This is a genomic window from Streptomyces sp. NPDC025638 (genome assembly GCF_055558775.1).
In genome coordinates this window covers 374,653-400,953 of sequence record NZ_JBVHLX010000004.1, presented here as the reverse complement: position 1 = coordinate 400,953, position 26,301 = coordinate 374,653, and the positions used below count along the sequence as shown (strand labels likewise).

20 protein-coding genes are annotated in these 26,301 nt (G+C 73.0%); 9 read left to right on the top strand and 11 right to left on the bottom strand.

Translation table 11 applies throughout. The annotated features are described in order from the left end of the window. Positions 1 to 16: 16 nt before the first annotated feature. Positions 17 to 2,530 carry a DEAD/DEAH box helicase gene (locus ACZ4EG_RS12790; protein WP_467790656.1) on the bottom strand — a complete coding sequence of 838 codons (2,514 nt, stop codon included), beginning with the start codon at positions 2,528 to 2,530 and terminating at the stop codon, positions 17 to 19. 145 nt (positions 2,531 to 2,675) lie between these two features. Between ACZ4EG_RS12790 and ACZ4EG_RS12785 the strand changes: the two genes are divergently transcribed. Further along, positions 2,676 to 3,470 carry a metal-dependent hydrolase gene (locus ACZ4EG_RS12785; RefSeq protein WP_390710485.1) on the top strand — a complete coding sequence of 265 codons (795 nt, stop codon included), beginning with the start codon at positions 2,676 to 2,678 and terminating at the stop codon, positions 3,468 to 3,470. Positions 3,471 to 3,484: 14 nt separating this feature from the next. On the opposite strand, the gene ACZ4EG_RS12780 is transcribed toward ACZ4EG_RS12785, so the two are convergent. From ACZ4EG_RS12780 to ACZ4EG_RS12760, 5 genes are all read right to left on the bottom strand, one after another. After that, complete coding sequence (locus ACZ4EG_RS12780) at positions 3,485 to 3,763, bottom strand: type B 50S ribosomal protein L31 (RefSeq protein ID WP_453558451.1); 279 nt, start codon at positions 3,761 to 3,763, stop codon at positions 3,485 to 3,487. Positions 3,764 to 3,808: 45 nt separating this feature from the next. Beyond that, positions 3,809 to 4,279, bottom strand: a complete 471-nt coding sequence (locus tag ACZ4EG_RS12775) for a DUF5709 domain-containing protein (RefSeq protein WP_390710487.1) — start codon at positions 4,277 to 4,279, stop codon at positions 3,809 to 3,811. A gap of 345 nt (positions 4,280 to 4,624) precedes the next feature. Then, entirely contained in the window at positions 4,625 to 6,406 is a 1,782-nt protein-coding gene (locus tag ACZ4EG_RS12770) for an ABC transporter ATP-binding protein (protein ID WP_467790655.1), read from the bottom strand. Continuing rightward, positions 6,403 to 8,217 (bottom strand): ABC transporter ATP-binding protein, encoded by a 1,815-nt coding sequence (locus tag ACZ4EG_RS12765; protein WP_467790654.1) that lies wholly within the window; start codon positions 8,215 to 8,217, stop codon positions 6,403 to 6,405. The genes ACZ4EG_RS12770 and ACZ4EG_RS12765 overlap by 4 nt, the downstream gene beginning before the upstream one ends. Before the next feature lie 409 nt (positions 8,218 to 8,626). Next, entirely contained in the window at positions 8,627 to 9,409 is a 783-nt protein-coding gene (locus ACZ4EG_RS12760) for a DUF899 domain-containing protein (RefSeq protein WP_467790653.1), read from the bottom strand. 131 nt (positions 9,410 to 9,540) lie between these two features. Between ACZ4EG_RS12760 and ACZ4EG_RS12755 the strand changes: the two genes are divergently transcribed. Together ACZ4EG_RS12755 and ACZ4EG_RS12750 are read left to right on the top strand one after the other, a co-directional pair. Then, a complete protein-coding gene (locus ACZ4EG_RS12755; protein WP_467790652.1) occupies positions 9,541 to 10,317 on the top strand; it encodes a L,D-transpeptidase family protein in 777 nt (258 codons plus the stop codon). A 52-nt stretch (positions 10,318 to 10,369) separates the two neighbouring features. Next, positions 10,370 to 12,064: a peptide-N4-asparagine amidase gene (locus ACZ4EG_RS12750; protein ID WP_467790651.1), complete on the top strand. Its 1,695-nt coding sequence runs from the start codon at positions 10,370 to 10,372 to the stop codon at positions 12,062 to 12,064. A 92-nt stretch (positions 12,065 to 12,156) separates the two neighbouring features. Here the strand turns inward: ACZ4EG_RS12750 and ACZ4EG_RS12745 are convergent, their stop codons facing one another. Next, positions 12,157 to 12,606, bottom strand: coding sequence for a MarR family winged helix-turn-helix transcriptional regulator (locus ACZ4EG_RS12745; RefSeq protein WP_467790650.1), 450 nt, complete (start codon positions 12,604 to 12,606; stop codon positions 12,157 to 12,159). Positions 12,607 to 12,721: 115 nt separating this feature from the next. Between ACZ4EG_RS12745 and ACZ4EG_RS12740 the strand changes: the two genes are divergently transcribed. Both ACZ4EG_RS12740 and mltG read left to right on the top strand, forming a co-directional pair. Continuing rightward, positions 12,722 to 14,533 (top strand): ABC transporter ATP-binding protein, encoded by a 1,812-nt coding sequence (locus tag ACZ4EG_RS12740; protein ID WP_467790649.1) that lies wholly within the window; start codon positions 12,722 to 12,724, stop codon positions 14,531 to 14,533. A 43-nt stretch (positions 14,534 to 14,576) separates the two neighbouring features. Next, the gene (gene mltG, locus ACZ4EG_RS12735) at positions 14,577 to 15,539 is read left to right on the top strand and encodes an endolytic transglycosylase MltG (RefSeq protein WP_467790648.1); all 963 of its coding nucleotides are present in this window, start codon (positions 14,577 to 14,579) and stop codon (positions 15,537 to 15,539) included. A 24-nt stretch (positions 15,540 to 15,563) separates the two neighbouring features. Here mltG and ACZ4EG_RS12730 read toward each other — a convergent pair whose 3' ends face one another. After that, positions 15,564 to 16,640 carry an NAD(P)-binding domain-containing protein gene (locus ACZ4EG_RS12730; RefSeq protein WP_467790647.1) on the bottom strand — a complete coding sequence of 359 codons (1,077 nt, stop codon included), beginning with the start codon at positions 16,638 to 16,640 and terminating at the stop codon, positions 15,564 to 15,566. A gap of 99 nt (positions 16,641 to 16,739) precedes the next feature. Here ACZ4EG_RS12730 and ACZ4EG_RS12725 point away from each other — a divergent pair, with 99 nt between their 5' ends. The 4 genes from ACZ4EG_RS12725 to ACZ4EG_RS12710 all read left to right on the top strand — a co-directional run bounded on the left by ACZ4EG_RS12725 (position 16,740) and on the right by ACZ4EG_RS12710 (position 19,721). Further along, on the top strand, positions 16,740 to 17,162 hold the full coding sequence (locus ACZ4EG_RS12725) for a YjbQ family protein (protein ID WP_453558478.1): 423 nt from the start codon (positions 16,740 to 16,742) through the stop codon (positions 17,160 to 17,162). A 171-nt stretch (positions 17,163 to 17,333) separates the two neighbouring features. Then, positions 17,334 to 17,819 (top strand): fluoride efflux transporter CrcB, encoded by a 486-nt coding sequence (crcB, locus tag ACZ4EG_RS12720; RefSeq protein ID WP_467790646.1) that lies wholly within the window; start codon positions 17,334 to 17,336, stop codon positions 17,817 to 17,819. Further along, positions 17,816 to 19,051 carry an MFS transporter gene (locus tag ACZ4EG_RS12715; RefSeq protein ID WP_467790645.1) on the top strand — a complete coding sequence of 412 codons (1,236 nt, stop codon included), beginning with the start codon at positions 17,816 to 17,818 and terminating at the stop codon, positions 19,049 to 19,051. The genes crcB and ACZ4EG_RS12715 overlap by 4 nt, the downstream gene beginning before the upstream one ends. A 190-nt stretch (positions 19,052 to 19,241) precedes the next feature. Continuing rightward, positions 19,242 to 19,721 carry an inorganic diphosphatase gene (locus ACZ4EG_RS12710; RefSeq protein ID WP_467790644.1) on the top strand — a complete coding sequence of 160 codons (480 nt, stop codon included), beginning with the start codon at positions 19,242 to 19,244 and terminating at the stop codon, positions 19,719 to 19,721. On the opposite strand, the gene ACZ4EG_RS12705 is transcribed toward ACZ4EG_RS12710, so the two are convergent. Genes ACZ4EG_RS12705 through ACZ4EG_RS12695 form a run of 3 tightly spaced genes read right to left on the bottom strand, consistent with a single transcriptional unit; the run spans position 19,702 to position 26,236 of the window. Further along, positions 19,702 to 21,483, bottom strand: coding sequence for a hypothetical protein (locus tag ACZ4EG_RS12705; RefSeq protein ID WP_467790643.1), 1,782 nt, complete (start codon positions 21,481 to 21,483; stop codon positions 19,702 to 19,704). The genes ACZ4EG_RS12710 and ACZ4EG_RS12705 overlap by 20 nt on opposite strands. Further along, positions 21,480 to 25,061 carry a vWA domain-containing protein gene (locus tag ACZ4EG_RS12700; RefSeq protein ID WP_467790642.1) on the bottom strand — a complete coding sequence of 1,194 codons (3,582 nt, stop codon included), beginning with the start codon at positions 25,059 to 25,061 and terminating at the stop codon, positions 21,480 to 21,482. The genes ACZ4EG_RS12705 and ACZ4EG_RS12700 overlap by 4 nt, the downstream gene beginning before the upstream one ends. 5 nt (positions 25,062 to 25,066) lie before the next feature. Further along, positions 25,067 to 26,236 (bottom strand): ATP-binding protein, encoded by a 1,170-nt coding sequence (locus ACZ4EG_RS12695; RefSeq protein WP_467790641.1) that lies wholly within the window; start codon positions 26,234 to 26,236, stop codon positions 25,067 to 25,069. Positions 26,237 to 26,301 lie beyond the last annotated feature (65 nt).

Here is a 26,301-nt window from a genome sequence, read left to right as displayed (position 1 = left end):
CGGCATTCTCCTGTGTTCACAGCTGGCCGACGTCGGTCACACGGACGACCGCACGGCCCTCCGCGTCGGAGGCCGCGAGGTCGACCTCCGCGCTGACGCCCCAGTCGTGGTCGTCGTTCGGGTCGTCGAAGATCTGGCGGACGCGCCACAGCCCGTTCTGCGGCTCCTCCTGGATCACAAGCAGCTTGGGGCCGCGGGCGTCGGGGCCGGTGCCCAGGTCCTCGTACTCGTCCCAGTACTTGTCCATCGCCTCGCCCCAGGCCTGCGCGTCCCAGCCGGACTCGGCGTCCATCTCGCCCAGTTCGTCGACCTGGTCGAGGGCGGCGAGCTCCACGCGGCGGAACATCGCGTTGCGGACCAGCACGCGGAAGGCGCGCGCGTTGGTGGTCACCGGCTTCACCTCGTCGGCCCTCTCCTGGGCCTCCTCGGCCGTCATCTCCTCCGGGTTGGCCAGCTGTTCCCACTCGTCCAGCAGGCTGGAGTCGACCTGGCGCACCATCTCGCCCAGCCACTCGACCAGATCCTGGAGGTCCTCCGACTTGATGTCGTCGGGGACGGTGTGGTCCAGGGTCTTGTAGGCGCCGGCCAGGTAGCGCAGCACAATGCCCTCGATCCGGGCCAGCTCGTAGAAGGACACCAACTCCGTGAAGGAAAGGGCCCGTTCGTACATGTCACGGATGACGGACTTCGGCGACAGCGGATGGTCGCCGACCCAGGGGTGGCTCTTGCGGTAGGTGTTGTACGCGTGGAAGAGAAGCTCCTCCAGCGGCTTCGGCCAGGTGACGTCCTGGAGGCGCTCCATGCGCTCCTCGTACTCGACACCGTCCGCCTTCATCGCGGCCACCGCCTCGCCGCGCGCCTTGTTCTGCTGGGCGACCAGGATCTGGCGCGGGTCGTCCAGCGTGGACTCCACGACGGACACCATGTCCAGGGCGTAGGACGGCGACTCAGGGTCCAGCAGTTCGAACGCGGCGAGCGCGAACGTGGACAGCGGTTGGTTGAGCGCGAAGTCCTGCTGGAGGTCGACCGTGAGGCGGACGACGCGGCCCTCGGTGTCGGGCTCGTCGAGCTTTTCGACGATGCCGCCGTCGAGCAGCGAGCGGTAGATGGCGATGGCCCGCCGGATGTGCCTGAGCTGCTGCTTGCGCGGCTCGTGATTGTCCTCCAGCAGCCGCCGCATCGCGTCGAAGGCGTTGCCGGGCCGGGCGATCACCGACAGCAGCATCGTGTGCGTCACACGGAAGCGGGACGTCAGCGGTTCCGGCTCGGAGGCGATCAGCTTCTCGAAGGTGTTCTCCGTCCAGCCGACGAACCCCTCGGGCGCCTTCTTGCGGACGACCTTGCGGCGCTTCTTCGGGTCGTCGCCCGCCTTCGCGAGCGCCTTCTCGTTCTCGATGACGTGCTCGGGCGCCTGCGCGACCACGAGTCCGGCCGTGTCGAACCCGGCTCGGCCGGCCCGGCCCGCGATCTGGTGGAACTCACGGGCGCGCAGGGTGCGCACGCGGTTGCCGTCGTACTTGGTCAGGGCCGTGAACAGCACCGTCCGGATGGGGACGTTGACGCCCACGCCGAGGGTGTCGGTGCCGCAGATGACCTTCAGCAGACCGGCCTGTGCGAGCTTCTCCACCAGGCGCCGGTACTTGGGCAGCATGCCGGCGTGATGGACACCGATGCCATGGCGGACGTAACGGGACAGGTTGCGGCCGAACTTGGTGGTGAAGCGGAAGTTGCCGATCAGCTCGGCGATCTGGTCCTTCTCCTCGCGCGAGCACATGTTGATGCTCATGAGCGCCTGCGCCCGCTCCACGGCCTGCGCCTGGGTGAAGTGGACGATGTAGACCGGCGCCTGCTTGGTCTCCAGCAGGTCCGTGAGGGTCTCCGTGAGCGGGGTGAACTTGTACTCGTAGGAGAGGGGCACCGGGCGGGTGGCGGAGCGCACCACCGAGGTCGGGCGGCCGGTGCGGCGGGTGAGGTCCTTCTCGAAGAAGGAGACGTCGCCGAGCGTGGCCGACATCAGGATGAACTGCGCCTGCGGGAGTTCGAGCAGGGGGATCTGCCAGGCCCAGCCGCGGTCGCCCTCCGCGTAGAAGTGGAACTCGTCCATGACGACCTGGCCGATGTCCGCGTCCTTGCCGTCGCGCAGCGCGATGGACGCGAGCACCTCGGCGGTGCAGCAGATGACGGGCGCGTCGGCGTTGACGGACGCGTCGCCGGTCAGCATGCCGACGTTCTCGGTGCCGAAGAGCTTGCACAGCTCGAAGAACTTCTCCGACACCAGCGCCTTGATCGGGGCCGTGTAGAAGGTGACCTCGTCCCGGGCCAGGGCGGCGAAGTGGGCGCCCGCGGCGATCATGCTCTTGCCGGAGCCGGTGGGCGTCGACACGATCACGTTCGCGCCGGAGACCACCTCGATCAGCGCCTCCTCCTGGTGGGGGTAGAGCGTGAGCCCCCGCTCCTGTGCCCACGACTCGAAGGCTTCGTAGAGGGCGTCGGGGTCGGCGGTCGGCGGCAGCTGATCGATGAGGGTCACGTACCCATCTTGCCTGGCCTCCCGGCCGATGGGGGAATCGGCTGCGGGTGCGAAGATCACGGCAGCTACGCTGTGGCGCCGACGGAGCGTCAATGCACCCGGTCAACTGGACAGCGGCACACGAGGAATGGGGCGGGGAACGGCCATGATGGGACCAGCACACTCACTGTCGGGAGCCGCCGCCTGGCTCGGCGTCGGAGCGGCGGCCGCCGCGGCCGGGCACCCCATGCCCTGGCCGGTCGTGCTGGTCGGGGCCCTGATCTGTGCCGGCGCGGCGCTCGCCCCCGACCTCGACCACAAGGCGGCCACCATCTCGCGCGCCTTCGGGCCGCTGTCGCGCTGGCTCTGCGAGATCGTCGACAAGCTGTCGTACGCCGTCTACAAGGCCACCAGGAAGCAGGGCGACCCGCGCCGCTCCGGTGGACACCGGACGCTGACGCACACCTGGCTGTGGGCGGCCCTGATCGGCGCGGGCTGCTCGGCGGCGGCGATCACCGGCGGCCGCTGGGCGGTGCTGGCGATCCTGTTCGCGCACATGGTGCTGGCGATCGAGGGCCTGCTGTGGCGGGCGGCCCGTGGCTCCAGCGCCGACGTCCTGGTCTGGCTGCTGGCGGCGACCAGCGCGTGGATCCTCGCGGGCGTCCTGGACAAGCCGGGCAACGGCTCGGACTGGCTGTTCACCGCGCCGGGCCAGGAGTACCTGTGGCTGGGGCTGCCCGTCGTGCTGGGGGCGCTGGTGCACGACATCGGGGACGCGCTGACCGTCTCCGGCTGCCCGATCCTGTGGCCGATCCCGGTGGGCCGCAAGCGCTGGTACCCGGTGGGTCCGCCGAAGGGCATGCGGTTCCGGGCGGGCAGCTGGGTCGAGCTCAAGGTGCTGATGCCGGCCTTCATGCTGCTCGGGGGAGTCGGCTGCGCGGCCGCCCTCAATGTGATCTGACGGCCGGGCCGGGGTCAGCCGGCTCCCCGGCTCCCGTCGGGGTCCTGCCCGGCCCCGCCGTAGCGCCGCTCGAAGCGTGCGACGCGGCCCTCCGAGTCGACCGTGCGGGCCTTGCCCGTGTAGAAGGGGTGGCTCTCCGAGGAGATCTCGACGTCGACCACGGGGTACGTCTCGCCGTCGTCCCACTCGATGCGCTGGTCGCTGGTCGCGGTGGACCGGGTCAGGAAGGCGTATCCGGCGGAGCGGTCGCGGAAGACCACGGGATGGTAGTCGGGGTGGTTGTCCTGCTGCATGGATGCTCCTCGCACGGGGCGGCAGGCGGGTGGTGGACGTCGGGGTCAGCCGTAGTAGGTGTCCTCGTCCACGATGTGCATCGCGGCCTCCTCGGCGGAGGCGCCGGCGCCGTCGATCCCGACGTCGGTGGCGACGAGGGCGCTCTCCTCGTCCTCGTGCGCGCCTTCGTCGGGTGCCACGAGGCGGCCGGAGCGGAGCCCGCCGACCTCGTTGTCCAGGAGTTCGCCGTCGGTGCCCTGGCAGTCGCCGATGCCGTCGTCGTCCGGTGCGGCGAGATCGGGCAGCTCCTCGGCGAGGCGCTGGTCGAGGGTCTCGCCCTGGTGGCGCTCCGCCGCCGTCACGCCGGTGTGCTCCACGGCCCACGGCCGCTCGGGAGGGGACCAGCCCCGGTCGAGGGGATCGTCGACACCGTCGGCGACCAGCGTGTCCTCCGCGTCGAGCAGCCCCGAGTCCTCCTGGATCTCGGATCCATCGGGCTGGTAGACGTCGTCTCCCCATCCGTCGGCGCTGTCCACGGGTACCTCCAGGTGCTGGGGACGGCTCCTTCTCACCACGGTCGGCGCAGGGCCGTCGGCGCGCGCGGCACGAGTTTCACCCGGCTCGAACCGGACGGTTCCCGGGTGTCCCCCGAACCGGTGCTGCTCTCCAGCCTTCCACCCCGGTTCGGCACCGCGCAACGGCACGGGCCCTGGCCTGGGGGTGCACGTCCGCGCCACGGTCCGAGGCGGCCGGCAGGGCGGCCCGGCGCGGGGCGGGGCTGCTGCTGTCCGGGCCGGCCGCTTCCGGACCGGCGGCTTTGCCGGGGTGGCTCCCGCCCCACCCCGGCCGGCTGTCATGGGCCCGGTGACCTGCCTGTTCGCTCACCCGTGCCAGGACCGCCAAAGCGCCGCGTAGGCTCCGTCCGCCGCTACGAGCTGGTCGTGGCTGCCGAGCTCGCTGATGCGGCCGTTCTCGACGACGGCGATGACGTCGGCGTCGTGGGCGGTGTGCAGGCGGTGGGCGATGGCGACCACAGTGCGGCCGTCGAGGACGCGGGCGAGGGACCGCTCCAGATGGCGGGCCGCGCGCGGGTCGAGGAGCGAGGTCGCCTCGTCCAGGACGAGCGTGTGCGGGTCGGCCAGGACCAGCCGGGCCAGCGCGATCTGCTGGGCCTGGGCCGGGGTGAGCGCCACACCGCCCGAACCGACCTCGGTGTCCAGGCCGTCGTCCAGTGCCCGCGCCCAGGCGTCCGCGTCCACCGCGCCCAGGGCCGCCCACAGCTCGGCGTCGACGGCGTCGGTGCGGGCGAGCAGGAGGTTGTCGCGCAGGGAGCCCACGAACACATGGTGTTCCTGGTTGACGAGGGCGACGTGGGAGCGGACCCGTTCCGCGGGCATCCGGGACAGTTCGGCGCCGCCCAGGGTGATCCGGCCGTCCCGGGGCGCGTAGATGCCGGCGAGCAGCCTGCCCAGCGTGGACTTGCCCGCGCCGGACGGGCCGACCAGGGCCAGCCGGGTGCCGGGCGCGACCTCCAGCGACACCTTGCGCAGGACGTCGACGCCCTCGCGGTAGCCGAAGTGGACCCGGTCCGCGTGCACGTCGCGTCCGTCGGGGGCCAGCGAGGCGTCCCCGGCCTCCGGCTCGATGTCGCGGACACCGACCAGGCGGGCCAGCGACACCTGGGCGACCTGTACCTCGTCGTACCAGCGGAGGATCAGGTTCACCGGGTCGACGAGCATCTGGGCGATGAGCGCGCCGGTCGTCAGCTGACCCACGTCGATCCAGCCGTTCAGGACGAAGACCCCGCCGGCCATCAGCACCGAGCCGAGCACCAGCACATGCACGGTGCTGATCACCGGGAAGAGCACGGACCTCAGCCACAGGGTGTACCGCTCCCAGGCCGTCCACTCCTTGATCCGCCGATCCGACAGGGCGACGCGGCGGTCGCCGAGGCGGTGCGCCTCGACGGTGCGGCCGGCGTCCACGGTCTCGGCGAGCGAGGCGGCCACGGCGGCGTATCCGGCGGCCTCCGAGCGGTAGCCGGACGGTGCCCGCCTGAAGTACCAGCGGCACCCCACGACCAGCACCGGCACGGCGAGCAGTACCGCGGCCGCGAGCGGTGGCGCGGTGACGACCAGTCCGCCGAGCAGCAGCACGACCCACACGGAGCCGATGGCCAGCTGCGGCACCGCCTCACGCATGGCGTTGCCGAGCCGGTCGATGTCCGTGGTGATCCGGGACAGCAGGTCGCCCGTGCCCGCCCGCTCCAGGACGCCCGGTGGCAGGCCGACCGAGCGCACGAGGAAGTCCTCGCGCAGGTCGGCCAGCATCCGTTCGCCGAGCATCGCGCCGCGCAGCCGTACTTCGCGTACGAACACGGCCTGCACGACCAGCGCGAGCACGAAGAGCCCGACGGTCAGGCCGAGATGGAGTTCCCGCGCTCCGTCGGACACCCTCTCGACGAGCCCGCCCAGCAGATAGGGGCCCGCCATGGAGGCCATCACGGCCACGGTGTTGACGCCGATGAGGAGCAGGAAGGCACGGCGGTGCCGGCGGAACAGTTCGGCCACATAGTCGCGGACGGTTGCGGTGGCACCGACGGGCAGGGTGGTGGCCGTCGTCGGGGCTGCCGGGTCGTACGCCGGTGGCGCGACGCCGATCATGCGCTCTCCTCGATCTCTTCGAACGCGCCTCGCCGGGCGGCCTCGTGGTGGTCCGACACACCCCGCAGGGCGGCTGTCCCGTCCTCGGTCTCGCGGGTCACGACCGCCCGGTACCGGGGTTCCGTGCGCACCAGTTCGCGGTGCACACCGACCGCCGCGACCTCGCCCTCGTGCACCAGGACCACCCGGTCCGCCCAGTCCAGCAGGAGAGGCGACGAGGTGAACACCACGGTCGTGCGCCCCGTCCGCAACTGCCGCACCCCCTCCGCGATGCGGGCCTCGGTGTGCGAGTCGACGGCGGAGGTCGGTTCGTCCAGGACGAGCACCGCGGGGTCGGTGATCAGGGACCGGGCCAGCGCGAGCCGCTGGCGCTGGCCGCCCGACAGCGAGCGTCCCCGCTCGGTGATCCTGGTGTCCATCGGGTCGGCCGCGTCCAGCGAGCCCTGTGCGAGCGCCTCCAGGACGTCCCCGCACTGCGCGGCGGCCAGCGCGCCCTCGGCCGATACGGCACCGGATGTGGGGACGTCGAGCAGCTCGCGCAGCGAACCGGACAGCAGCACCGGGTCCTTGTCCTGGACGAGGACGGCGGTGCGGGCGGATTCCAGGGGCAGTTCGTCGAGCGGCACACCCCCGAGCAGGACCGGCACACCGGTCTCGGTGGGATGCCCGCCGAGCCGTTCCGCGAGCCGCCCCGCCGCGTCCGGATCGCCGCACACCACGGCGGTGAACCGGCCGCTCGGCGCGAGCAGTCCGGTGGCGGGGTCGCACAGGTCGCCGCCCGGCAGCTGGGCCTCGCGTGCCCCCGCGGTGTCCGTGGCCCGTTCCAGGGACAGTACCCGCGCGGCCCGTTTGGCCGACGGGCGCGAGAAGGAGTACGCCATGGCGATCTCCTCGAAGTGACGCAGGGGGTAGGTGAGGATCATGACCGCGCTGTAGACGGTGACGAGTTCGCCGACGGTGATCCGGCCCTGGTGGGCCAGGTCGATGCCGTGCCGGACGACCGCGATCAGCAGCAGCCCCGGCAGCAGTACCTGGATCGCGGAGATCAAGGCCCACATCCGGGCGCTGCGTACGGCCGCGTGCCGCACCTCCTGAGAGGCGCGGCGGTAGCGGTCGAGGAACAGGTCCTCGCCGCCGATGCCGCGCAGTACGCGCAGTCCGGCGACGGTGTCCGAGGCCAGCTCGGTGGCCCGGCCGGCCTTCTCGCGCTGGAGGTCGGCGCGCCGGGTCGCCCGGGGCAGCAGCGGCAGCACGGCGAACGCCACCACGGGCAGCCCGACCGCGACGATCACGCCGAGCGCCGGCTGGTAGACGACCAGGCCGACGCAGACCACGACGACCGTCAGCGCGGCCGCCGTGAAACGTGACACGGCCTCGACGAACCAGCCGATCTTCTCCACGTCGCCGGTCGAGACGGCCACCACTTCGCCGGCCGCCACCCGCCGGGTCAGCGCCGAGCCCAACTGGGCGGCCTTGCGGGCGAGCAGTTGCTGAACGCGGGCGGCTGCCGTGATCCAGTTGGTGACGGCGGTCCGGTGCAGGAAGGTGTCGCCCACGGCGATGCCCGCACCGCACAGCACCATCAGCAGGCCGGTCAGGGCCAGCCGGGTGCCGGAGCGGTCGACGACCGCCTGGACGGCGAGGCCGACGCAGAACGGCAGCGCGGAGACGGACACGAAGTGCAGCAGGCCCCAGGCCAGCGCCTTCAGCTGTCCGCCCAGTTGGTTCCGCCCCAGCCACCACAGGAATCGGGGACCCGAACGAGCGTCCGGTACGCCCGGGTCGGGATACGGAAGGTCTTGAATCTGCATGACGTCCCAGTGGCTCGTGTCAGGCGGGGGGAGCGGCAACAAGCCGTGAAAGGTTCGCGTCGGAGCGTGGTCGAAATCAAACGGTTTTCCATGAACCTTGGCGGCGAGCCAGGTCAGGGGTGCGCCACGGCGTCGGGAGAAAGCGTGCAGGGGCAGACCCGTCACGGAAGGCAAACGGGCCCGCCCCTGCGCGTCGGCGCCCACTCGCCTCCCCCCGGAGTGGCAGGCGCCTGTGACCCCGCCCGGGGTCACTTCGTTCAGCGGCCCGTGCGTCAGGAGTGTCACTGGGGTTTGCTGATGGTTGCCAGGTCAACACCGGTGTGATGGGACGCGCTTGCCGGCGCCACGATTCAGCCACGAAGCATCCACACGGGCCCGCCGTCGTCCCGATGCGAGGCCCCCTGCCGTGTCAGTGGTGGTGGCCGTGTCGGCCGAGGGTCTCCACGGGGGTCGCGCCGGGGCGGGTCCACTGCGGCACGGGGCGGCTGGTCGGGCCCCAGGTGGCGTTCCCGTCCGCGTCCGAGCGCCAGGACCAGCACGGGCTGAGGCCCTCGGGCCAGCCCTTGGGGTTGTCCTCCCATGCCTCGCCGCGACCGTAGGGCGTCATGTCGAGCAGGCCGAGGGACCCGTTGACCCGCTCGTTGCCACGGCCCGTCGTGGAGTAGGTGAGGAACACGCGGTCGCCGTCGCGAAGGAAGCAGGTGATGTACCCCATGTCGCCGCCGACCGGCGCCTCCACGTCGCGCACCGAGTACCAGGGCTGGGTGTAGCCCATGAACTCGACGTAGCAGGCCACCTCGTCCCACCGGCCCGTGGTCAGGACGGCGTACGAGACGCCGCGGGCGTTGAGGTAGACCGCGTCCTTCAGGTGCCAGGCCGTGGTCGTGCAGCCCTCGCACTGCCCCTGGTGCGGCGCGCCGTCGTACCACATGTGCTTGTAGACCACGAGCTCGTCGCGGCCCTGGAACAGATCCAGGAACGGGACCGGGCCGTCGGGTCCCACGACCTCGACCGTCCCGTCGAACTCCACCATCGGCAGCCGGCGGCGGGCCGCGGCGAGGGCGTCGCCCTCGCGGGTGTGGGCCTTCTCGCGGACCAGCAACTCGTCACGAGCGGTCTGCCAGGTGGCCAGGTCGACCACGGGCGGGCGGCCGGGCAGCGCCGGGGTCGGGTCGTTCGGCGTGGTCGTCATCGTGTCCTCCGTGGTGTCTCGTGCGGGGCAGCGTCGTACGCCGTCCTCCTACGGTCACCAGAACAGACTCGCGACCCGGCCGGAACTCATCGCGGCGCGGGCGCCCTCGGCTGCACACCAAGGGGGTACCCGTGGACCCCCGTCCCGGTGAGCAGTGCCAGGATGACCCGGTGCGGATCGACGGTGTGCGACGTGTGGTGGTCGTGGTGGCGGCCCTGGGGACCCTTCTGACGGCTCTGTCCGCGTGCGGCACGGCGGCGCGCGACGAGGGTGACCCGGAGGGCGTCGGACACGCTGGGCCGCCGTCCCGCGCCGAAAGTCACGACCCCACCCGTATTCCGGACGTCGGTGACCGTCTGCAGCGGCGGATTCCGGCCGAGTCCGGGCAGGTGGTGGCGGTCTACGGGGAGGGCAAGGACTCGGCGCGGTCCACGGTCGTGCTGTACACCAGGCACGGCACGGCCTGGCAGCGGACACGCAGTTGGGCGGGGCACAACGGCAAGAGAGGCTGGACCACCGATCACCACTCCGGCGACCGGCGCAGCCCCGTCGGCGTGTTCACGCTGACCGATGCGGGGGGTGTGCTCGACGATCCCGGTGCCGGGCTGCCGTACACACAGGACCCGTCCTTCGCCGCCCCGCGCTGGTGGGCAGAGTCGCACTGGCACGACTTCGACTACGTCATCGCCATCGACTACAACCGGGTCAAGGGAACACCGCCGAACGACCCGCGGCGCCCCGAGGGCGAGGAGCGGGGCGGGAGCATCTGGCTGCACATGGACCACGGCAGCGGTACATCGGGATGCGTCAGCATGTCCAAGTCCGACATGGAGTACCTGTTGCGCACGCTCGATCCGGACCGGCACCCCGTGGTGGTGATGGGGGACAGGGGCGAGTTGGCGGCCTGATCGCGCGGGGCCTCATTGCGGCGGGCGCCTCGATCCCCGTAGAACACCGGCCATGAGAAGCCGGATAGTCATGTCCATGCTCGCCGGAGCGACCCTCCTGGCGGGCACTCTCGTCGGAGCGAGACCCGCCCCCGCGCAGGCCGCCCCCATCCAGGCAGCCATCGTGCAGGCCGCCTCCACGCAGGTCGCCCCCGCCCCTTCGGCCGCCGCCCGGTCCTCCGACGTCCCCGCCGAGTTCGGCACCGACTGGCACGACCCGGTCACCGCCGCCCCGCCGGTCGCCGAGCCGGGCGGCACGTCCTGCCGGGTGACCCTCGCCGAGGCGCAGTTCCGTGACTTCACCCCGTACAAGGGCAGGTACACACCACCCGAGGGCTGCGGCGACCGCTGGAGCAAGGTGGTCCTGCGTCTCGACGGCAAGGTGAAGGGCCGTCAGTACGACCGGCTCGGCCAGCTGCACGTCGGGGGTGTGGAGGTGCTCCGTACGTCGACACCCGAGCCGTCCCCGGACGGCATCGAGTGGTCCGTCGAGAAGGACGTCACGCGCTACAGCGACACCTTCCGCAGCCCGCAGGACGTCGAGATGCTCATCGGCAACGTCGTCGACGACACCTACACCGGCGTCATCGACGTCAAGGTCACGCTGACCTTCTATCAGGGCAGCGGCGTTGCCAGGTCCACCGCCCCCGACCGTGTCCTCACCCTCGCCGACACGGCCGGCGGCACGACCGTCACCACGCCACGCAACAGCGAGCGCATCGTCGCCGAGGTGTACGCCACCGGATCCGGCGGCGGCTGCGAGGAGTTCTGGTATCTCACGGTGGCCGACCCGGCGCCGTACTCCTGCAAGGCCGACCACGGCCCCTACCGCGAGGTGCAGATCAAGGTCGACGGCCAACTGGCCGGAATCGCCGCGCCGTTCCCCCACGTGTGGACCGGCGGCTGGTCCAACCCCTTCCTCTGGTACGTCATTCCGGGCCCGCGCGCCTTCGACGTCAAGCCGATCGAATACGACCTGACCCCCTTCGCCGGGCTGCTCAACGACGGCCGCCCGCACCGCGTCGAGGTCTCCGTCGTCGGTGTTCCCGAGGGGCAGACCGGCTGGAGCGCCCCCGTGAACGTGCTGGTGTGGCAGGACCCGCACCGCGCGCACGTCACCGGCAGCCTCACCGTGGACAAGGCCGGCGACCTCGCCGACTCCTCGACGTACACGCCCGGTTCCACGGAGCACCGCGTCGACACCGAGGCCGGTCACCGGCTGACCGTCGCCGGATACGTCGACACCTCGCACGGCCGTGTCACGACCACCGTCCGCCGTACGCTGGCGAACACATCCGCCCATCGCTGGACCGACGGTGAGACGACCGACGGACTGGTCGCCACCTGGACGGACGACGAGACCGTCACGGTCGACGGACGCGGTCCGGCGCGGACGGCACACACGCACCGGACCTACACGATGGACGGCACCACGACCCTCGGCACGGACGACCGGCTGCGCACCGTCCTGACGCTCGGCGACCGCGCGGCGGTCGTGGAGACGCGGGAGGGCCGGCGCACGGCGTGGTCGCGGTTCGACGACACCTACACCGGTGATGCCTCGTACACCGTGAACGTGCCCCGCGACCAGCGCCATGCGGTCGGTACGACGAGCGAGCGCTACCGGCTGTACGGGTCGGACGGCTGCTACGACCGCTCCCTGACCACCGTCCAGGGGATGCTCACGCGGGACGACAGCGGCTGCTGAGGCCGGCCGACGGTATCCGGACGCGCCGCGGCTCCCACTCCACCGGTACGGAGTGGGAGCCGCGGCCTTCTGTACGTCTGTACGTCCGCCGATCAGCAGCGCGTCACGGCCTCCCCGTCGATCAGCGTGTCCAGCAGCCCGCCGAGCAGCACGCGCTGCTCGTCCGACAGCGGGGCCAGGATCTCCTCCGCCGCCGACCGGCGCGCACGGCGCAGCTCACCCAGCGTCCTGTGCCCGTCGTCGGTCAGCTCGATCCGGGTGACCCGGCGGTTCGTCGGATCGGGCACCCGGCGCACCCTGCCGCTCGCCTCAAGCCCGTCGACCAGCGTCGTCACCGCCCTCGGCACCACCTCCAGGCGCTCGGCGAGGTCGGCCATGCGCGGCGGCGAGCCGTAGTGCGCGAGGGTGCGCAGCAGGCGGGACTGCGCCGGGGTGATGCCCAGCTCGCGCTGCTGCAGATGGCGCTTCTGGATCCGGTGCACCCGACGGGTGAGCCGCAGCAGCTGCTCGGCGAGCTGGCCCTCGGGATCGGGGGTGGTCATGCGGGAACAATATCAGGACCTAGTTCATTGTGAACATAGGTAACAATGAGCTATGCTCCGTCAGTCATCGTCGGCCGACGTCCGCGCCGACGCCCGCACACCTCCGTAGGAGCCCATGCATCCCGACCGTGAACCCTCCTGGACACCCTCCGACCCCGCCGGGGATCAGCCCCGACAGGTGCGCCGCATCCTGAAGCTCTTCCGCCCCTATCGCGGCCGGCTCGCGATCGTCGGCCTGCTGGTCGGCGCCTCGTCGCTGGTCTCGGTGGCCACACCGTTCCTCCTCAAGGCGACCCTCGACATCGCGATCCCGCAGGGCCGCACCGGCCTGCTGAGCCTGCTCGCCCTGGGCATGATCCTGAGCGCCGTCCTGACCAGCGTCTTCGGCGTGCTGCAGACGCTGATCTCCACGACCGTCGGCCAGCGCGTCATGCACGACCTGCGCACCGCCGTCTACGGCCGCCTGCAGCGCATGTCGCTCGCCTTCTTCACCCGCACCCGCACCGGCGAGGTGCAGTCGCGGATAGCCAACGACATCGGCGGCATGCAGGCCACCGTCACCTCGACCGCCACCTCCCTGGTCTCCAACCTCACCAGCGTGGTCGCCACGATCGTCGCGATGATCGCCCTCGACTGGCGGCTGACCGTCGTCTCGCTGCTCCTGCTGCCGGTGTTCGTCTGGATCAGCCGCCGCGTCGGCAACGAGCGCAAGAAGATCACCACCCAGCGCCAGAAGCAGATGGCCGCGATGGCCGCCACCGTCACGGAGTCGCTGTCGGTCAGTGGCATCCTGCTCGGCCGCACCATGGGCCGCTCCGACTCGCTCACCGCGTCCTTCGCGGAGGAGTCCGAGCAACTGGTCGATCTCGAGGTGAGGTCGAACATGGCCGGCCGCTGGCGGATGGCCGTCATCACGATCGTCATGGCCGCCATGCCCGCCGTCATCTACTGGACCGCGGGCGTCGCCCTGCAGACCGGCGGATCCCAGGTCTCGCTCGGCACCATCGTCGCCTTCGTCTCGCTCCAGCAGGGCCTGTTCCGCCCCGCCGTCAGCCTGCTGGCGACCGGCGTCCAGATCCAGACCTCGCTGGCGCTCTTCCAGCGCATCTTCGAGTACCTCGACCTGCCGATCGACATCACCGAGCGGGACGAGCCGGTCCACCTCGACCACATCAAGGGCGAGGTCCGCTTCGAGGGCGTCGAGTTCCGGTACGACGGCGGCAATGACGCGGTCGGCCCGGTCATCGACGGCATCGACATCACCGTCCCGGCGGGCAACAGTCTCGCGGTCGTCGGCCCGACCGGCGCGGGCAAGTCCACGCTCGGCTATCTCGTGCCCCGGCTGTACGACGTCACCGGCGGCCGCGTCAGCCTGGACGGCGTCGACGTCCGCGACCTCGACTTCGACACGCTCGCCCGGGCGGTCGGTGTCGTCTCGCAGGAGACGTACCTCTTCCACGCCTCGGTCGCCGACAACCTCCGCTTCGCCAAGCCGGACGCCACCGACGAGGAACTGCACGCGGCCGCGAAGGCGGCCCAGATCCACGACCACATAGCCGCGCTGCCCGACGGCTACGACACGGTCGTCGGCGAACGCGGGCACCGCTTCTCGGGAGGCGAGAAGCAGCGCCTCGCCATCGCCCGCACCATCCTGCGCGACCCGCCGGTCCTCATCCTCGACGAGGCGACCAGCGCCCTGGACACCCGCACCGAGCACGCCGTCCAGGAGGCCATCGACGCCCTGTCGGCCAACCGGACGACACTGACCATCGCGCACCGGCTGTCCACCGTTCGCGGTGCCGACCAGATCGTGGTCCTCGACTCGGGGCACATCGCGGAACGCGGCACGCACGAGGAGCTGTTGGAGGCGGAGGGCAGGTACGCGGCGCTGGTCCGACGGGACGCGCAACTGGAACCGACAAGCTGACGATATGCCGGGTTTGCGGAGATATGCGGGTTAACGTGCCCGCATGCAGAAGAACACTCCGCCACGGAGCACGATTCGACTGACGCGCCGGGGCAAGCTCGTCATCCTCGTGACCTGCGCCGTCGTGGCCGGCACCGCCGTGGCGGTGCCGCTGCTGCACGTGGCCGGCGGCGGGAACGCCACGTCCAAGACCCTGGTGATCCCGGAGGGCTGGCGCGCGAGTCAGGTCTACGACGCCGTCGACAAGGTCCTCGCCCTGCCCGCGGGCACCACCCACAAGTCCATCGGCAAAGCCGGCCTGAAGCTGCCGAGCGACGCCCAGGGCAACCCGGAGGGCTACCTCTTCCCGGCCACGTATCCGGTCGGGGAGGAGGCCACGCCGCAGTCGCTGCTGCAGTACATGGTCGACACGGCGAACCAGCGATTCAACCGGGCGCCGCTCGCGGCCGGTGCGCAGCGCAACGCCATGAACCTCTACCAGGCGGTCACCATCGCGAGCATCGTCCAGGCCGAGGCCGCCACGAAGGAGGACATGGGGAAGGTGGCCCGGGTCGTCTTCAACCGGATGGAGCGCGGCATGCCGCTGCAGATGGACTCCACCCTCAACTACGCGCTGAACCGCAGCACGCTCAGAACGAGTACGGACGACACCCGGATCGAGAGCCCCTACAACTCCTACCAGCGCATGGGCCTGCCGCCCACGCCGATCCACAACCCCGGCGAGCAGGCGATGCATGCCGCGCTCAACCCGCCGCAGGGCAACTGGCTGTACTTCGTCACCGTCAAGCCCGGCGACACCCGCTTCACCGCCGACTACGCGGAGCACCAGCGCAACGTGGCCGAGTTCAACGCACACCTGAAGAGCAGCGAGCCGCAGCAGAGCCAGAGCCAGAGCCAGAGCCGGAGCCGGAGCCGGAGCCGGAGCCAGAGCCCGCAGCGGAGCGGAAGCCCGCAGCAGCACCAGAGCCCGGCGCAGCAGTCCCCGACCCCGCAGCCCCCGAAATGACCCGGGCGACGACCCGACGGGACATCACGCGGCGACAGGCTCCTCGGCCAGCAGCCGCCTGATGTCCCGTACGGCCGCGCGTCCCGCGCGGTTGGCGCCGATGGTGCTCGCCGAGGGGCCGTAGCCGACGAGATGGACCCGCGGGTCGGCGACCGTGCGGGTCCCCTCCATGCGGATCCCGCCGCCCGGCTCGCGCAGCCGCAGCGGGACCAGATGGTCCAGAGCGGCCCGGAACCCGGTCGCCCACAGGATCACGCCGGCGTCCACGTGCCGGCCGTCCTCCCATTCCACCCCGTCCGGTGTGATCCGGTCGAACATCGGCAGCCGGTCCAGGATCCCGTCCCGAAGCCCTTGCCGAATCGCGTCGTTGAGCGGCAGCCCCGTGACCGAGACCACACTCCGGGGCGGGAGGCCCTGCCGCACCCGCTCCTCCACGAGCGCGACAGCCGCCCGCCCCACGTTCTCGTCGAACGGCCCGTCGCGGAAAACCGGCGGCCGCCGGGTGACCCAGGTGGTGGCGGCCGCGTGCGGGGCGATCTCCAGGAGATGCTGGGTGCCGGACGCACCCCCGCCGACCACGACCACCGGCTGCCCGGCGAACTCCTCGGGCCCCGCGTACTGAGCGGTGTGCAACTGCCGCCCGCGGAACGTCTCCTGGCCGAAACAGCGCGGCCAGAACGGCCGGTCCCAGGTGCCGGTTGCGTTGATCAGCGCCCGCGTCGACCAGGTGCCGTCCGAGGTCTCCACGAGCAGCCTGCCGTCCTCCCCCTCGCGCACGGCCCGTACGTCGACCGGGCGCCGTACCCGCAGATCGAAGGTGCGCTCGTAGGTGTCGAAGTACTCGGTGACGACCTCGGCCGACGGCCGCGACGGATCGGCGTCCGCCAGTTCCATGCCCGGCAGCGAGTGCATCCCGTGGACCTTGCCGTACGTCAGCGACGGCCAGCGGAACTGCCAGGCGCCGCCCGGACCGGGGGCGTGGTCCAGCACCACGAAGTCGCGGTCCGGCTCGAAGCCGGTGCGGCGCAGGTGATAGGCGCTGGACAGACCGGCCTGTCCAGCGCCTATGACGACTACCTCGACCTCGCGCGTGTTGTTCACGCCTCTGCCAACAGGGCCCCGGCCGAGGATCTTCCCGACGCGGCCGCGCGCGGCGACCCGGCGGTCAACGGGGTTGCGCGGACGGGTCAGGATGGTGGCATGTCAGATGCCTTCACGACACGAGTGCTGAACGTCGCCACCGGTTCACGGGAGCGGGTCGTCGACCTCACCGGCGACTGCGAGGTCTTCCTGCGCGAGACGGCCGGCGGCCGCGACGGCCTGCTGAACCTCTTCGTCCCGCACGCGACCGCCGGTATCGCCGTCATCGAGACGGGCGCCGGCAGCGACGACGACCTCCTCGCCGCCCTGCACACCCTGCTGCCCGCCGACGACCGCTGGCAGCACCGCCACGGCAGCCCCGGTCACGGCCGCGACCACGTCCTGCCGGCCATCGTCCCCCCGCACGCCACCCTGCCGGTGCTGGGCGGGCGCCTGGTCCTGGGGACGTGGCAGTCGGTGTGCCTGGTGGACACCAACCGGGACAACCCCAACCGCCAGGTCCGGTTGAGCTTCCTCGGCTAGGGATTCGCCTCGGGCGGCCGCTAGTCTGGTCGTCGGTTGTGATCTCCGGTCACATCGCGGTGGTGGGGCTCGCCGTACCCGAACCGCGGCATCGACGCCGCCGACAGTCCCTACTTGCGAGGGAGTGTGCCCATAGGTCCGTGGGCACCGGCGAGTAGGAGACGTACGTACATGACTGCCCCCGACTCCAGCGTGACGGACGAGCCCACGGACCCCGACGTCGATCTGCACGTGCGCGCGCAGCGGCGGCAGTCGTGGCGGGCGCAGCGGCCGATCGTGGCGGTGGTGGCGCTCGGCGGGGCGGTCGGGGCGTCGGCCCGGTACGGGGCTTCGCTGATGTGGCCGGGTGCGGCGGGCTCGTTCCCGTGGACGACGCTGTGGGTCAATGCCGTGGGCTGCGCGGTGATCGGCGTGTTCATGGTGCTGATCACGGACGTGTGGGCGGCGCACCGGCTGGTCCGGCCGTTCTTCGGGACCGGGGTGCTGGGCGGGTTCACGACGTTTTCCACGTATGCCGTGGACCTTCAGAAGTTGGTGGCGGGTGGTCGTCCCCGGGCCGGGCTCGCGTATCTGGCCGCGACGCCGTGCGCGGCGCCGGCGGCGGTATGGCTCGCGGCGGCGGTGACGCGCCGCTTGGTGTCGTGGAGGCAGCGATGACAAGGCTGACACGGCCGGTGTCCGGGGGGCGGCAGCCGGAGCGGTCGTCGGCGGGGATGGGGCCGTGGCGGTTCGTGGTCTGGTTCGGCACGGTCAGCCTGCTCGCGGACGTCGTCTACGAGGGCGCCCGTTCGATCACCGGCCCGCTGCTGGCCTCGCTGGGCGCCTCCTCCCTGGTCGTGGGGACGGTCACCGGAGCCGGGGAGGCGGCGGCGCTGGGGCTGCGGCTGGTCTCCGGGCCGATGGCGGATCGGACCCGCCGATTCTGGGGCCTGGCGATCGCCGGGTACGCGCTGACGGTCGTCACGGTGCCGCTGCTGGGCGTGGCGGGTGTGCTGTGGGCCGCGTGCGTGCTGGTGATCGCCGAACGCGTCGGCAAGGCGGTGCGCTCGCCCGCGAAGGACACCCTGCTGTCACACGCCACCGCCGCGACCGGCAGGGGCCGGGGCTTCGCCGTCCACGAGGCGCTGGACCAGATCGGCGCCATCGCCGGCCCGCTGCTGGTGGCGGGCGTGCTCGCGCTGACCGGGAACGACTACGGCCCCGCGCTCGGCGTGCTCGCCGTCCCTGGCATCGCCGTACTCCTGCTGCTGTTCCGGCTACGGGCCCGGGTGCCCGACCCGGAAGCCTACGAACGCGGGGTGACCGCCGCGGCGCCCCAGCCCGAGACGCCGGAGCGGCGGGACGGGCGGCTACCGAGGGCGTTCTGGACCTACGCCGGTTTCACCGCGGCCACCACGACCGGGTTCGCCACCTTCGGTGTGCTCTCCTACCACCTGGTCCAGCGGCACCTGCTGACCGCGGCCTGGGTCCCGGTGCTGTACGCGGCGGCGATGGCGGTGGACGCGGTCGCGGCGCTGGCCACCGGTTGGGCCTACGACCGGGTCGGCCCGCGTGTCCTGGTGGTTCTGCCGGTACTGACCGCGGGCGTCGTGGTGCTGGCGTTCTCCGACACGGTCGCGATCGCGGTGGCCGGGTCGCTGGTGTGGGGTGCCGCCATGGGCATCCAGGAGTCCACCCTGCGCGCGACGGTCGCGGACCTGGTGCCCGGCGGACGGCGGGCGACCGCGTACGGCCTGTTCGCGGGCGTGGTCGGTGCGGCCAGTCTGGTCGGCGGTGCCCTGACGGGCGGTCTGTACGGCTACTCGGTCCCCGTGCTCATCACGGTGGTCATCGCCATCCAGGTGGCCGCTGTGGTGCTGCTGGCCGTCACCCGGGTCGATCGGCGCTGAGCCCGCCGGCGCGATCTCGATGAGGCGGTTGCGGCGGCTGCAAAGGGGTCCAGCCGCCCTTTGGTTGCCGCTCCGGCCGTGCGGCGGGAGACTGCTGGTATCCGGCGATGGGGCCCGCCGGCAACCGTACCCCCGCGGTGCCGATGGCCTCCACCCGCTGACCGCGCTCATGTCTGAGGAGGTCAGGGCCATGCCCCGGATCACCGTTGACATCGACGCCACCGTCTCGTCCACCATCCGCAAGTCCGACGACGGCGCCTCCGGCCGCCTCACCTCACAGGGCTGGCCGGTCGGACACGGACGGGTCCCGGACACCCTTGACCCCGATGGGCTGCCCCTGGACGCCCTGGTGGTGATGCCCGAACCGGCCCTGGCCGGCGCCACGGTGCCCGCTTGGCCGCTGGGCGTCCTGCACCGTATCGGCGCCGAGTCCGAAGGTGCCGCCCCGGTACTGCTGTGCGTGGCCGAGGACCCTTCCTTCATCGACCTCGTCGACACCCACGACCTGCCACGCTGGCACGCCGAGGGCGCCACCTGGGCCGCCGTACTGGCACGCCTGCAGCGCCAGGCCGTCGGCAAGGTCACGGACTGCGGTACCCGCGCCGAGGCCGAGCACCTGATCAGCGATGCTCATCACGCCTACGAGCGGCTCACGGGATGCCTCGAATGAGGGGCGGTGCCGTCGGCCCGGGGGAGCGGCCGCCCGCGTTCCACGCCGCGGCACACAGTGACCGGTCCACTTCGTCCGTGTAGACGGCGGCGGCGAGCCAGGCGCGGGCGAAGCCGCCCGTGTCGGCCGGGAGGAGCCGGCCGAAGGGGTCACGCGCACGGGCCGGCGCGGCGGCGTGCAGCTCGTCCAGCAGATCGGCCGCGGTCGCCAGGCCGTGCCCGCGCAGACGTGCGGCGTCCGCGGCGCCGTTCCCGGGAAACGCGAGCACCTGCCGGCCGCCGGACGCGGCCTGCTGCACACGGCGGCGCAGGAGGTGCAGCGGCGCTTCGTCGGGCGAGGGTACGGCGGCCTGGGCGGCCGGTGCCGTCGCGGCGGGCAGGTCCGCGTGCTGGAGCCGGTCCAGGCCCAGGTCGAGACGGGTGCCCGGCTCCTTCGGGTGCTCGGCGGCCAGGAGCAGGGCCCGCGGGTGTGGGGCAGGGCTGAGGCGGGCGACCACCCGCAGCCGGCTGCCCGGGGCGGCGGCCAGCAGGCGGAGGTTGTCGCGGTAGGGAAGCGCGGGGTCGTCGTGCGCGGTGATCAGACGGAGCGTCAGCCCGTCGCACTCGGCCAGCAGACAGTCGCCCGCCGCCTCACGGACCGTCCCGGTGAGCGTGACCTCCAGGAACAGCAGGTCGTGGCCGCCGGCCAGGGCACGCGCGACCTGATCGGCGACCGGCACGGCCCAGAGCCGGCCGAGCGGTTCGCCCTGCCAGTCGGCACCGGACGCCCGAACCGCCCGTACCCCCGCCCCCGCACCCAGCCGCCCGGTCGGCGAGACGGTCGCACCGGACACCGCGAGGCCCGCGCGCGACAACTCACGGTGGGTCAGGGCCGTGTCCCCGATGCGCACGGTCCGGTCGGCCGCCCCCACGGCCCGGCCGGGGCCGCCCGGGGCCACGTCGGAGACCGTGTGGAGACGGCCCTCGGCGTCGGCGGTCCAGGTGACCGCGCCCGCATAGCCGCTCGCCGTGAGCACGGGCTCGGAGAACAGGCCGTACAGCCGCAGCGAGCCGTCCGGGGTGTACGGCCGGCGTACGGTGCCGCGCAGGGCGGTCAGTTCCGGGCCGGTGGCGTACGGGACGCGGTGGGCGACGGCCAGGACCTCGCGCAGGGTGGAGACGAGGTCGGCGAGGCGGTACGCGGGGTCCGCCGAGCGGGCCGCGCGCACCGCGGTGACCACGCAGACCGCGGCGGCGGCCGCCCTGGGGAGTCCCGCCAGCCGTGCGGTGTGCGCAGCGCGCAGCAACTCGGCCTGCAGCACCGCCCCGGCGCCGTCGGTGCCGGCGTCGAGGACCCCGGCCGCGGCGTCGTACAGCGCCTGCGCGGCGGCGCGCTGCTCGGCGGTGGCCGTGTCGGGCTCCGCCGTGGACGGAGTCCTTGCCTCCGACGGGGGCTTGGCCTCAGACCGGTCCTTTGCCTCCTTGGCCGGCTCTGCGTCGGCGATCGGGGCCGCCGACGCCGCGGCGGCCCGGTGCAGGCAGTCCGGTGCCAGCAGACAGCCGCAGCGGATGCCGTCGACGTCGGTCACGGCGCCGCCGGGGGCGTGCAGTTCGAGGTCGGTGTCGTCGTCGATGGCGATGCGCACGGTGTCGCCGTCGCGCACCACCGGCCGGTCCGCCAGCTTCGCGATGCCCGCGTCCAGTCGCTTGCGCAGCCGTGGCGACAGCGCCGCGACCAGTTCGGCGGTCACGGACGGGACGACCGGAGGAAGGTCCAGGTTCATGCGATCTTCTCCCCTACCCAGCGGGCGAGTTCGAGCGGGCTGAGGGCGGCGACGGGCATCCCCGCGGCGACGAGCTGACCCGCGACACCCGTGGAGTACCGGGGACGGCCCGAGTCGTCGAGGCTCGCGCAGCCCAGGACATGGCAGCCGGCGCCGACGAGGGCGCGGACCTCGGCGAGCAGCCCGCCGAGCGGATAGCCCTCCTCGAAGTCGCTGACGACCACGACGAGCGTGCGGGACGGCACCGTCACCAGTTCGCGGGCGTGCCGGAGCCCCGCCGCGATGTGGGTGCCGCCGCCCACGCTGACCTCCAGCAGCAGGGACAGGGGGTCCTCGACGCGGTCGGTGAGGTCGATGACCTTGGTGGAGAAGGCCAGGAAGTGCGTGGACAGGGTCGGCACCCCGGCCAGCACCGAGGCCGTGAGGGCCGCCCAGATCGTGGACGCCTCCATGGACCCCGACACGTCGGTGACCAGGACGAGCCGCCAGTCGGAGGCACGCCGGGCGCGGGTACGGAACACGGGACGCTCGGGGACGACCTGGACCGTGCCGTCCGGGCCGCGCCGGGCGGTCGCCAGGTTGGCCCGCAGCGTACGGGGCAGGTCGAGGCCGCCGCCCGGCCGCCGGCTGGGCCGTGGCAGGGCCGTGCCGTGCAGCGCGGGGCGCAGCCGGGTCGCCAGCTCCCGGGTCAGCGCCTCGACCAGGCGTCGTACGAGCGGACGCAGCGCGGCCAGCCGGGCCTCGGGCAGCCCGCCCGCGTGCCGGAGCACGCTGCGCAGCAGGTCGACGGAGGGCCGGACGCTGTCCGGATCCAGCTCGGTGAGCACGTCCTGGCGGCCCGACGCGGCGGCCGCCGCCAGTACCTCCTCCCGGATGCCCGGCCCGAACAGGGCCGCCAGTTCCTCGGACCACTCGCGCACCCCGGGGTACGGCGCCTCCCGGCCACCGCCCCGGCCCCGGCCGCCGAGATTCCCCCTGCTGCCCTCGCCGCGTCCGCTGCCGTACAGCTCGTCCAGCGCCGTGGCCAACGCCGACGCGGACCGGGGCAGTTGGTCGGTACGGCGGCCGAGCAGCAGCCGCCAGCGGTCGGCGGGGGCGAGCCGGTGTGCCTCGCCGGGGGCCTGGGCCTTCTCCTCGTGGGTGGCTACCGGTTCGGCCGCGGGCCCCGGCTGTTCGCGGTCCCGCGGTGCCGGCAGGAGCCCGAGCGCGCCCAGGGCCTCACGTGCCGCGAGGTCCGCGCGCGTCCAGGTGGCGAGGGCGTCGGGGTCGATACCGGAGGTGTCGGCCGGATGACTGGTGCCGAGCCGTTCCTCGACGGCCGAGAGGAGGCGGTCGCGGGCGGCCGGGCTGAGCGTGTCGAAGCCTCCCCGGAGCGCGGGGAGCCGGTCGAGGAAGTCCCGGTCGGGCAGCTCCGAGACTCGGCTGAGCAGGGGCTCCAGCGCGGGGGCCGCGGACTCCAGGAGCCGGCCCGCCGCGGTCAGTAGTCCCGTGAGCCGGGCGGTGAGCGCCGCCCGGGACCCGGCGTCGGTGGCCGAGTCCACCCAGGAGGCGACGCGGTCGCCGAGGACCCGGGGATCGTCGTGTCCGAGGAGCACGCGTACGGCTCCCGCGGCGCCGCGCATCAGCGGGGAACCCTCGGCCGCCAGCCGGGTGAGGGCGTCGGTGAGCCGTATGCCGCCCAGGAGGTCGGCGCGGTGGGCGAGTTCGAGCAGTGCGTGCGCGTCGGCGGGGTCCTCGGAGCCGGTGAGGCCGTCCACCTGGCGCACCGCGGCGACCGTGAGCAGTTCGGCCACTTCGGCCACTTCGGCCGCACGGGCCGAACGGTCCTCGTCGGCCTCGAGTCCGGCGATGTGCCCGGCCCGCAGCCGGTCCAACAGGGCCAGCCCGGCGAGGAGTTCGGGCAGGGTGGCGGAGTGCGGCAGCACGTCGGCCGTGTCCGCGAGCCGCTCGTCCGCCAGCCCCGGCAGACCGCACTCCGCCGCCCGCTCCAGACCGTCCAGGGTCTGCGCGGCCGTGGGCCCGCCCTCGTCGTGCTCCGCCCGCCGCCGCTCCCGCAGTACGCCCTCGGCGGCCTGGGCCGGGGTGACACCGCGGATCCCGGCCGTGGTCAGCATGGCCGCGGTGGCGGGGGTCCAGCGCACCTCCCAGCGCGAGGTGAGCGCCTCGGCCCCACCCGCGCCGACGACCTCCTTGGGCTCGGCGTACGGCACCCCGCACACCGTCAGCCGGCGCAGCAGGAGTTCACGCCGGCGGTCGAGGTCGGAACGGAGCGGATCCAGACGCAGGTCCCGGGCCGCACCGGGGCCGCCGTCCGCCGGGCCGGGCAGGCCCAGCGCCGCCAACTCGGCCTCGACTGCGGGGGCGAGACCGCTGCGGGGCGCTCCGGGGGCGGGGCGGCCGCCGCGCGACCCGACCAGCACCCGCTCCATCGCCCGTGCGACGGCCCGCCCCCGGCCGTACGGCTCGCCCTGGGTGAGCACCGTCTGCACCGCCTCGACCAGCTCGCCCCGGCCGGCCGCGGGCAGCCCGCGCAGCCGGGCGAGGTCTCCGGCCAGCCGGGTGATCTCGCGCGCGTCGGCGGGGCCCGACGGGTGGCCAAGAGCGCGGAGTTCCGCACACACCCGTACGGCCGCCCGGGTCAGCGCCTCCTCCAGCGCGGCCGGATCACCCGCCGCGCCCAGCACCAGATGCTGCCACTCCGGATCGCGGATACCGGCCGGATAGCCGGAACGCTCGTCCAGGAGCGCGTAGGTGTAGGGGATGAGCGAAGTCGTCCAGAGGGGGCGGTCGTCGGGGGCGGCGGAGCCGGGGTTCACGGAGGGCGAGACCGGCTCGGGCCCGCCGGATCCTGCCGGGGACAGCAACGACGGGGCGTGGAAGGCGCCCACGAGTACCGCGGCGCGCTCGCCGTTCGCGGTGGCGGCCGCCAGACAGGAGCGCATCCGGCTCTCGCGCCGCAGGTCCAGCTCCGGCACACCCCCCGACGCGGCCGCGTCCTCACGCAGCGCCCACCCCGTCAGCAGGGCCGCCCGGCGCAGCGCTTCCGGTGCCGAGCCCGGAGCCGTGGCCTCGACGAGCCGGTCCCACAGGTCGTCGCCGGGACGACCGGTGAGACGCGAGCGCAGGGCCGTGGTCAGGCGGGGGCCACCGGGAGCCTGTGCCCGCTCCGGGCGTTCCTCCCCCCACGCCGGGTCGGCCAGCGGCAGGTCGCAGGCGACGACCCGCACGCCCCGCCGCGCGGCCCAGCGCACCGCGGCGAGTTCGGGGGAGAAGTCGGCGAAGGGGTAGAAGGCCGGGCCACCGCCCCCGCCCGCCGGAGCGGCCGCGAGTGCGACCGGGGCCCTGGTCTCCTCGTGGGCCAGCCAGGGCAGCCACTCCTGCATCTCGGCGGGGAGCTCGACGAGCAGCACGTCGGGCTCGGCCGCGTCGAGGAGCGCGGGTACCGCCGCGGCCAGCGAGGGCGCGTGGTGCCGTACGCCGATGAGGTAGGGCGCCCCCGGGTCGGTGAGGGCCGCGACGGCCTCGTGGGGGGAGACGGGGGAGAGGGGGGAGACGGGGGAGGCGGTGGAGAGGGACACGGCCGTCAGCCCTCCAGGACCGTGCGCAGGTCCCACAAGGTGCGCCAGGTGGCGGAGCCCTGCTCGGCGCGGCGCCGTACCGGACCGTCCCAATAGCCGCGCAGCCGGGCCGCGTCGGCCGGGTCGTCCTTGCGTACGACGCCGAGCAGATGCCCCGGCAGCAGCCCGAGCACATCCCGGTCCCCGGGGAAGTAGGCCGCGGCCAGCCCCAGCGCGCCGGCGACGGAGACGGCCTCCGCCGTGCTCATCACGGTGGAGGGCCGCTCCACCTCCCAGCCCTCCGTCGACCGGCCCTCCCGCAGGTCGCGGAAGGCGGTCACGAGCGCCTCCAGCACGGCGTCGTCGACCTGGAACGCCGCCCCGGCCCGCTCGACGGACGCCCGGGCCTGGCTGCGCACCAGCGCGGTCTCGGCGTCGAGGTCCGGGATGGGGCCCACGGTCTCGAAGTTGAACCGGCGCTTGAGCGCGGCGGACATCTCCGACACGCCCTTGTCCCGCAGGTTGGCGGTGGCGATGAGATTGAAGCCGGGCGCGGCATGCGCCAGGGCGTCGTCCGTGCCCGCCAGTTCGGGGACCGCGATGCGCCGCTCGGAGAGCAACGACACCAGGGAGTCCTGGACTTCGGGCAGACAGCGGGTGACCTCCTCGACCCGGGCGAGCGCGCCCCGGGTCATGGCGGTGAGGACGGGGGAGGGCACGAGGGCTTCCCTGCTCGGCCCCTTGGCGAGCAACAGGGCGTAGTTCCAGCCGTACTTGAGCTGGTCCTCGGTCGTGCCCGCCGTGCCCTGCACCACCAGCCCACTGGTGCCGCACACGGCGGCGGACAGCAGCTCGGAGAGCATCGACTTGGCGGTGCCGGGCTCGCCGACGAGCAGCAGACCGCGCTCACCGGCGAGGGTGACGACACACCGCTCGACCAGTGCCCGGTCACCGACGAACTTGCCCTCCACCACGAGCCGGCGCGGCATCCCGGCGGGCACCTCGGCGCCGTCCGGCAGCTTCAGCGCCTGCCCGCCGCTGCCCATCACGAACGTGACGACGGCACGCGGGGTGAGATGCCAGGCGGGCGGGCGCGGCCCGTCGTCGTACGCCGCGAGGAAGGCCAGTTCGACGACGTGGCGGTCCTCGGGCGGGACGATCTGACGGGTCGCGTCGGGAGCGAGGGCGGTGGTCATGGGCGGTGGTCCTTCGGGGCGGTACGGGTGGTGGTCGTCGGCAGGGGAAGCGGCGCGGTCCTCGA

Excerpts from the sequence above, each read along its gene's own strand:
- ACZ4EG_RS12750 (WP_467790651.1), top strand. The coding sequence starts at position 10,370 with ATGAGAAGCCGGATAGTCATGTCCATGCTCGCCGGAGCGACCCTCCTG.
- ACZ4EG_RS12710 (WP_467790644.1), top strand. The coding sequence starts at position 19,242 with ATGCCCCGGATCACCGTTGACATCGACGCCACCGTCTCGTCCACCATC.
- crcB (WP_467790646.1), top strand. The coding sequence starts at position 17,334 with ATGACTGCCCCCGACTCCAGCGTGACGGACGAGCCCACGGACCCCGAC.
- ACZ4EG_RS12760 (WP_467790653.1), bottom strand. The coding sequence starts at position 9,409 with ATGACGACCACGCCGAACGACCCGACCCCGGCGCTGCCCGGCCGCCCG.
- ACZ4EG_RS12745 (WP_467790650.1), bottom strand. The coding sequence starts at position 12,606 with ATGACCACCCCCGATCCCGAGGGCCAGCTCGCCGAGCAGCTGCTGCGG.
- ACZ4EG_RS12770 (WP_467790655.1), bottom strand. The coding sequence starts at position 6,406 with ATGATCGGCGTCGCGCCACCGGCGTACGACCCGGCAGCCCCGACGACG.
- ACZ4EG_RS12785 (WP_390710485.1), top strand. The coding sequence starts at position 2,676 with ATGATGGGACCAGCACACTCACTGTCGGGAGCCGCCGCCTGGCTCGGC.
- ACZ4EG_RS12695 (WP_467790641.1), bottom strand. The coding sequence starts at position 26,236 with ATGACCACCGCCCTCGCTCCCGACGCGACCCGTCAGATCGTCCCGCCC.
- ACZ4EG_RS12740 (WP_467790649.1), top strand. The coding sequence starts at position 12,722 with ATGCATCCCGACCGTGAACCCTCCTGGACACCCTCCGACCCCGCCGGG.
- ACZ4EG_RS12765 (WP_467790654.1), bottom strand. The coding sequence starts at position 8,217 with ATGCAGATTCAAGACCTTCCGTATCCCGACCCGGGCGTACCGGACGCT.
- ACZ4EG_RS12715 (WP_467790645.1), top strand. The coding sequence starts at position 17,816 with ATGACAAGGCTGACACGGCCGGTGTCCGGGGGGCGGCAGCCGGAGCGG.
- mltG (WP_467790648.1), top strand. The coding sequence starts at position 14,577 with ATGCAGAAGAACACTCCGCCACGGAGCACGATTCGACTGACGCGCCGG.
- ACZ4EG_RS12725 (WP_453558478.1), top strand. The coding sequence starts at position 16,740 with ATGTCAGATGCCTTCACGACACGAGTGCTGAACGTCGCCACCGGTTCA.
- ACZ4EG_RS12705 (WP_467790643.1), bottom strand. The coding sequence starts at position 21,483 with ATGAACCTGGACCTTCCTCCGGTCGTCCCGTCCGTGACCGCCGAACTG.
- ACZ4EG_RS12780 (WP_453558451.1), bottom strand. The coding sequence starts at position 3,763 with ATGCAGCAGGACAACCACCCCGACTACCATCCCGTGGTCTTCCGCGAC.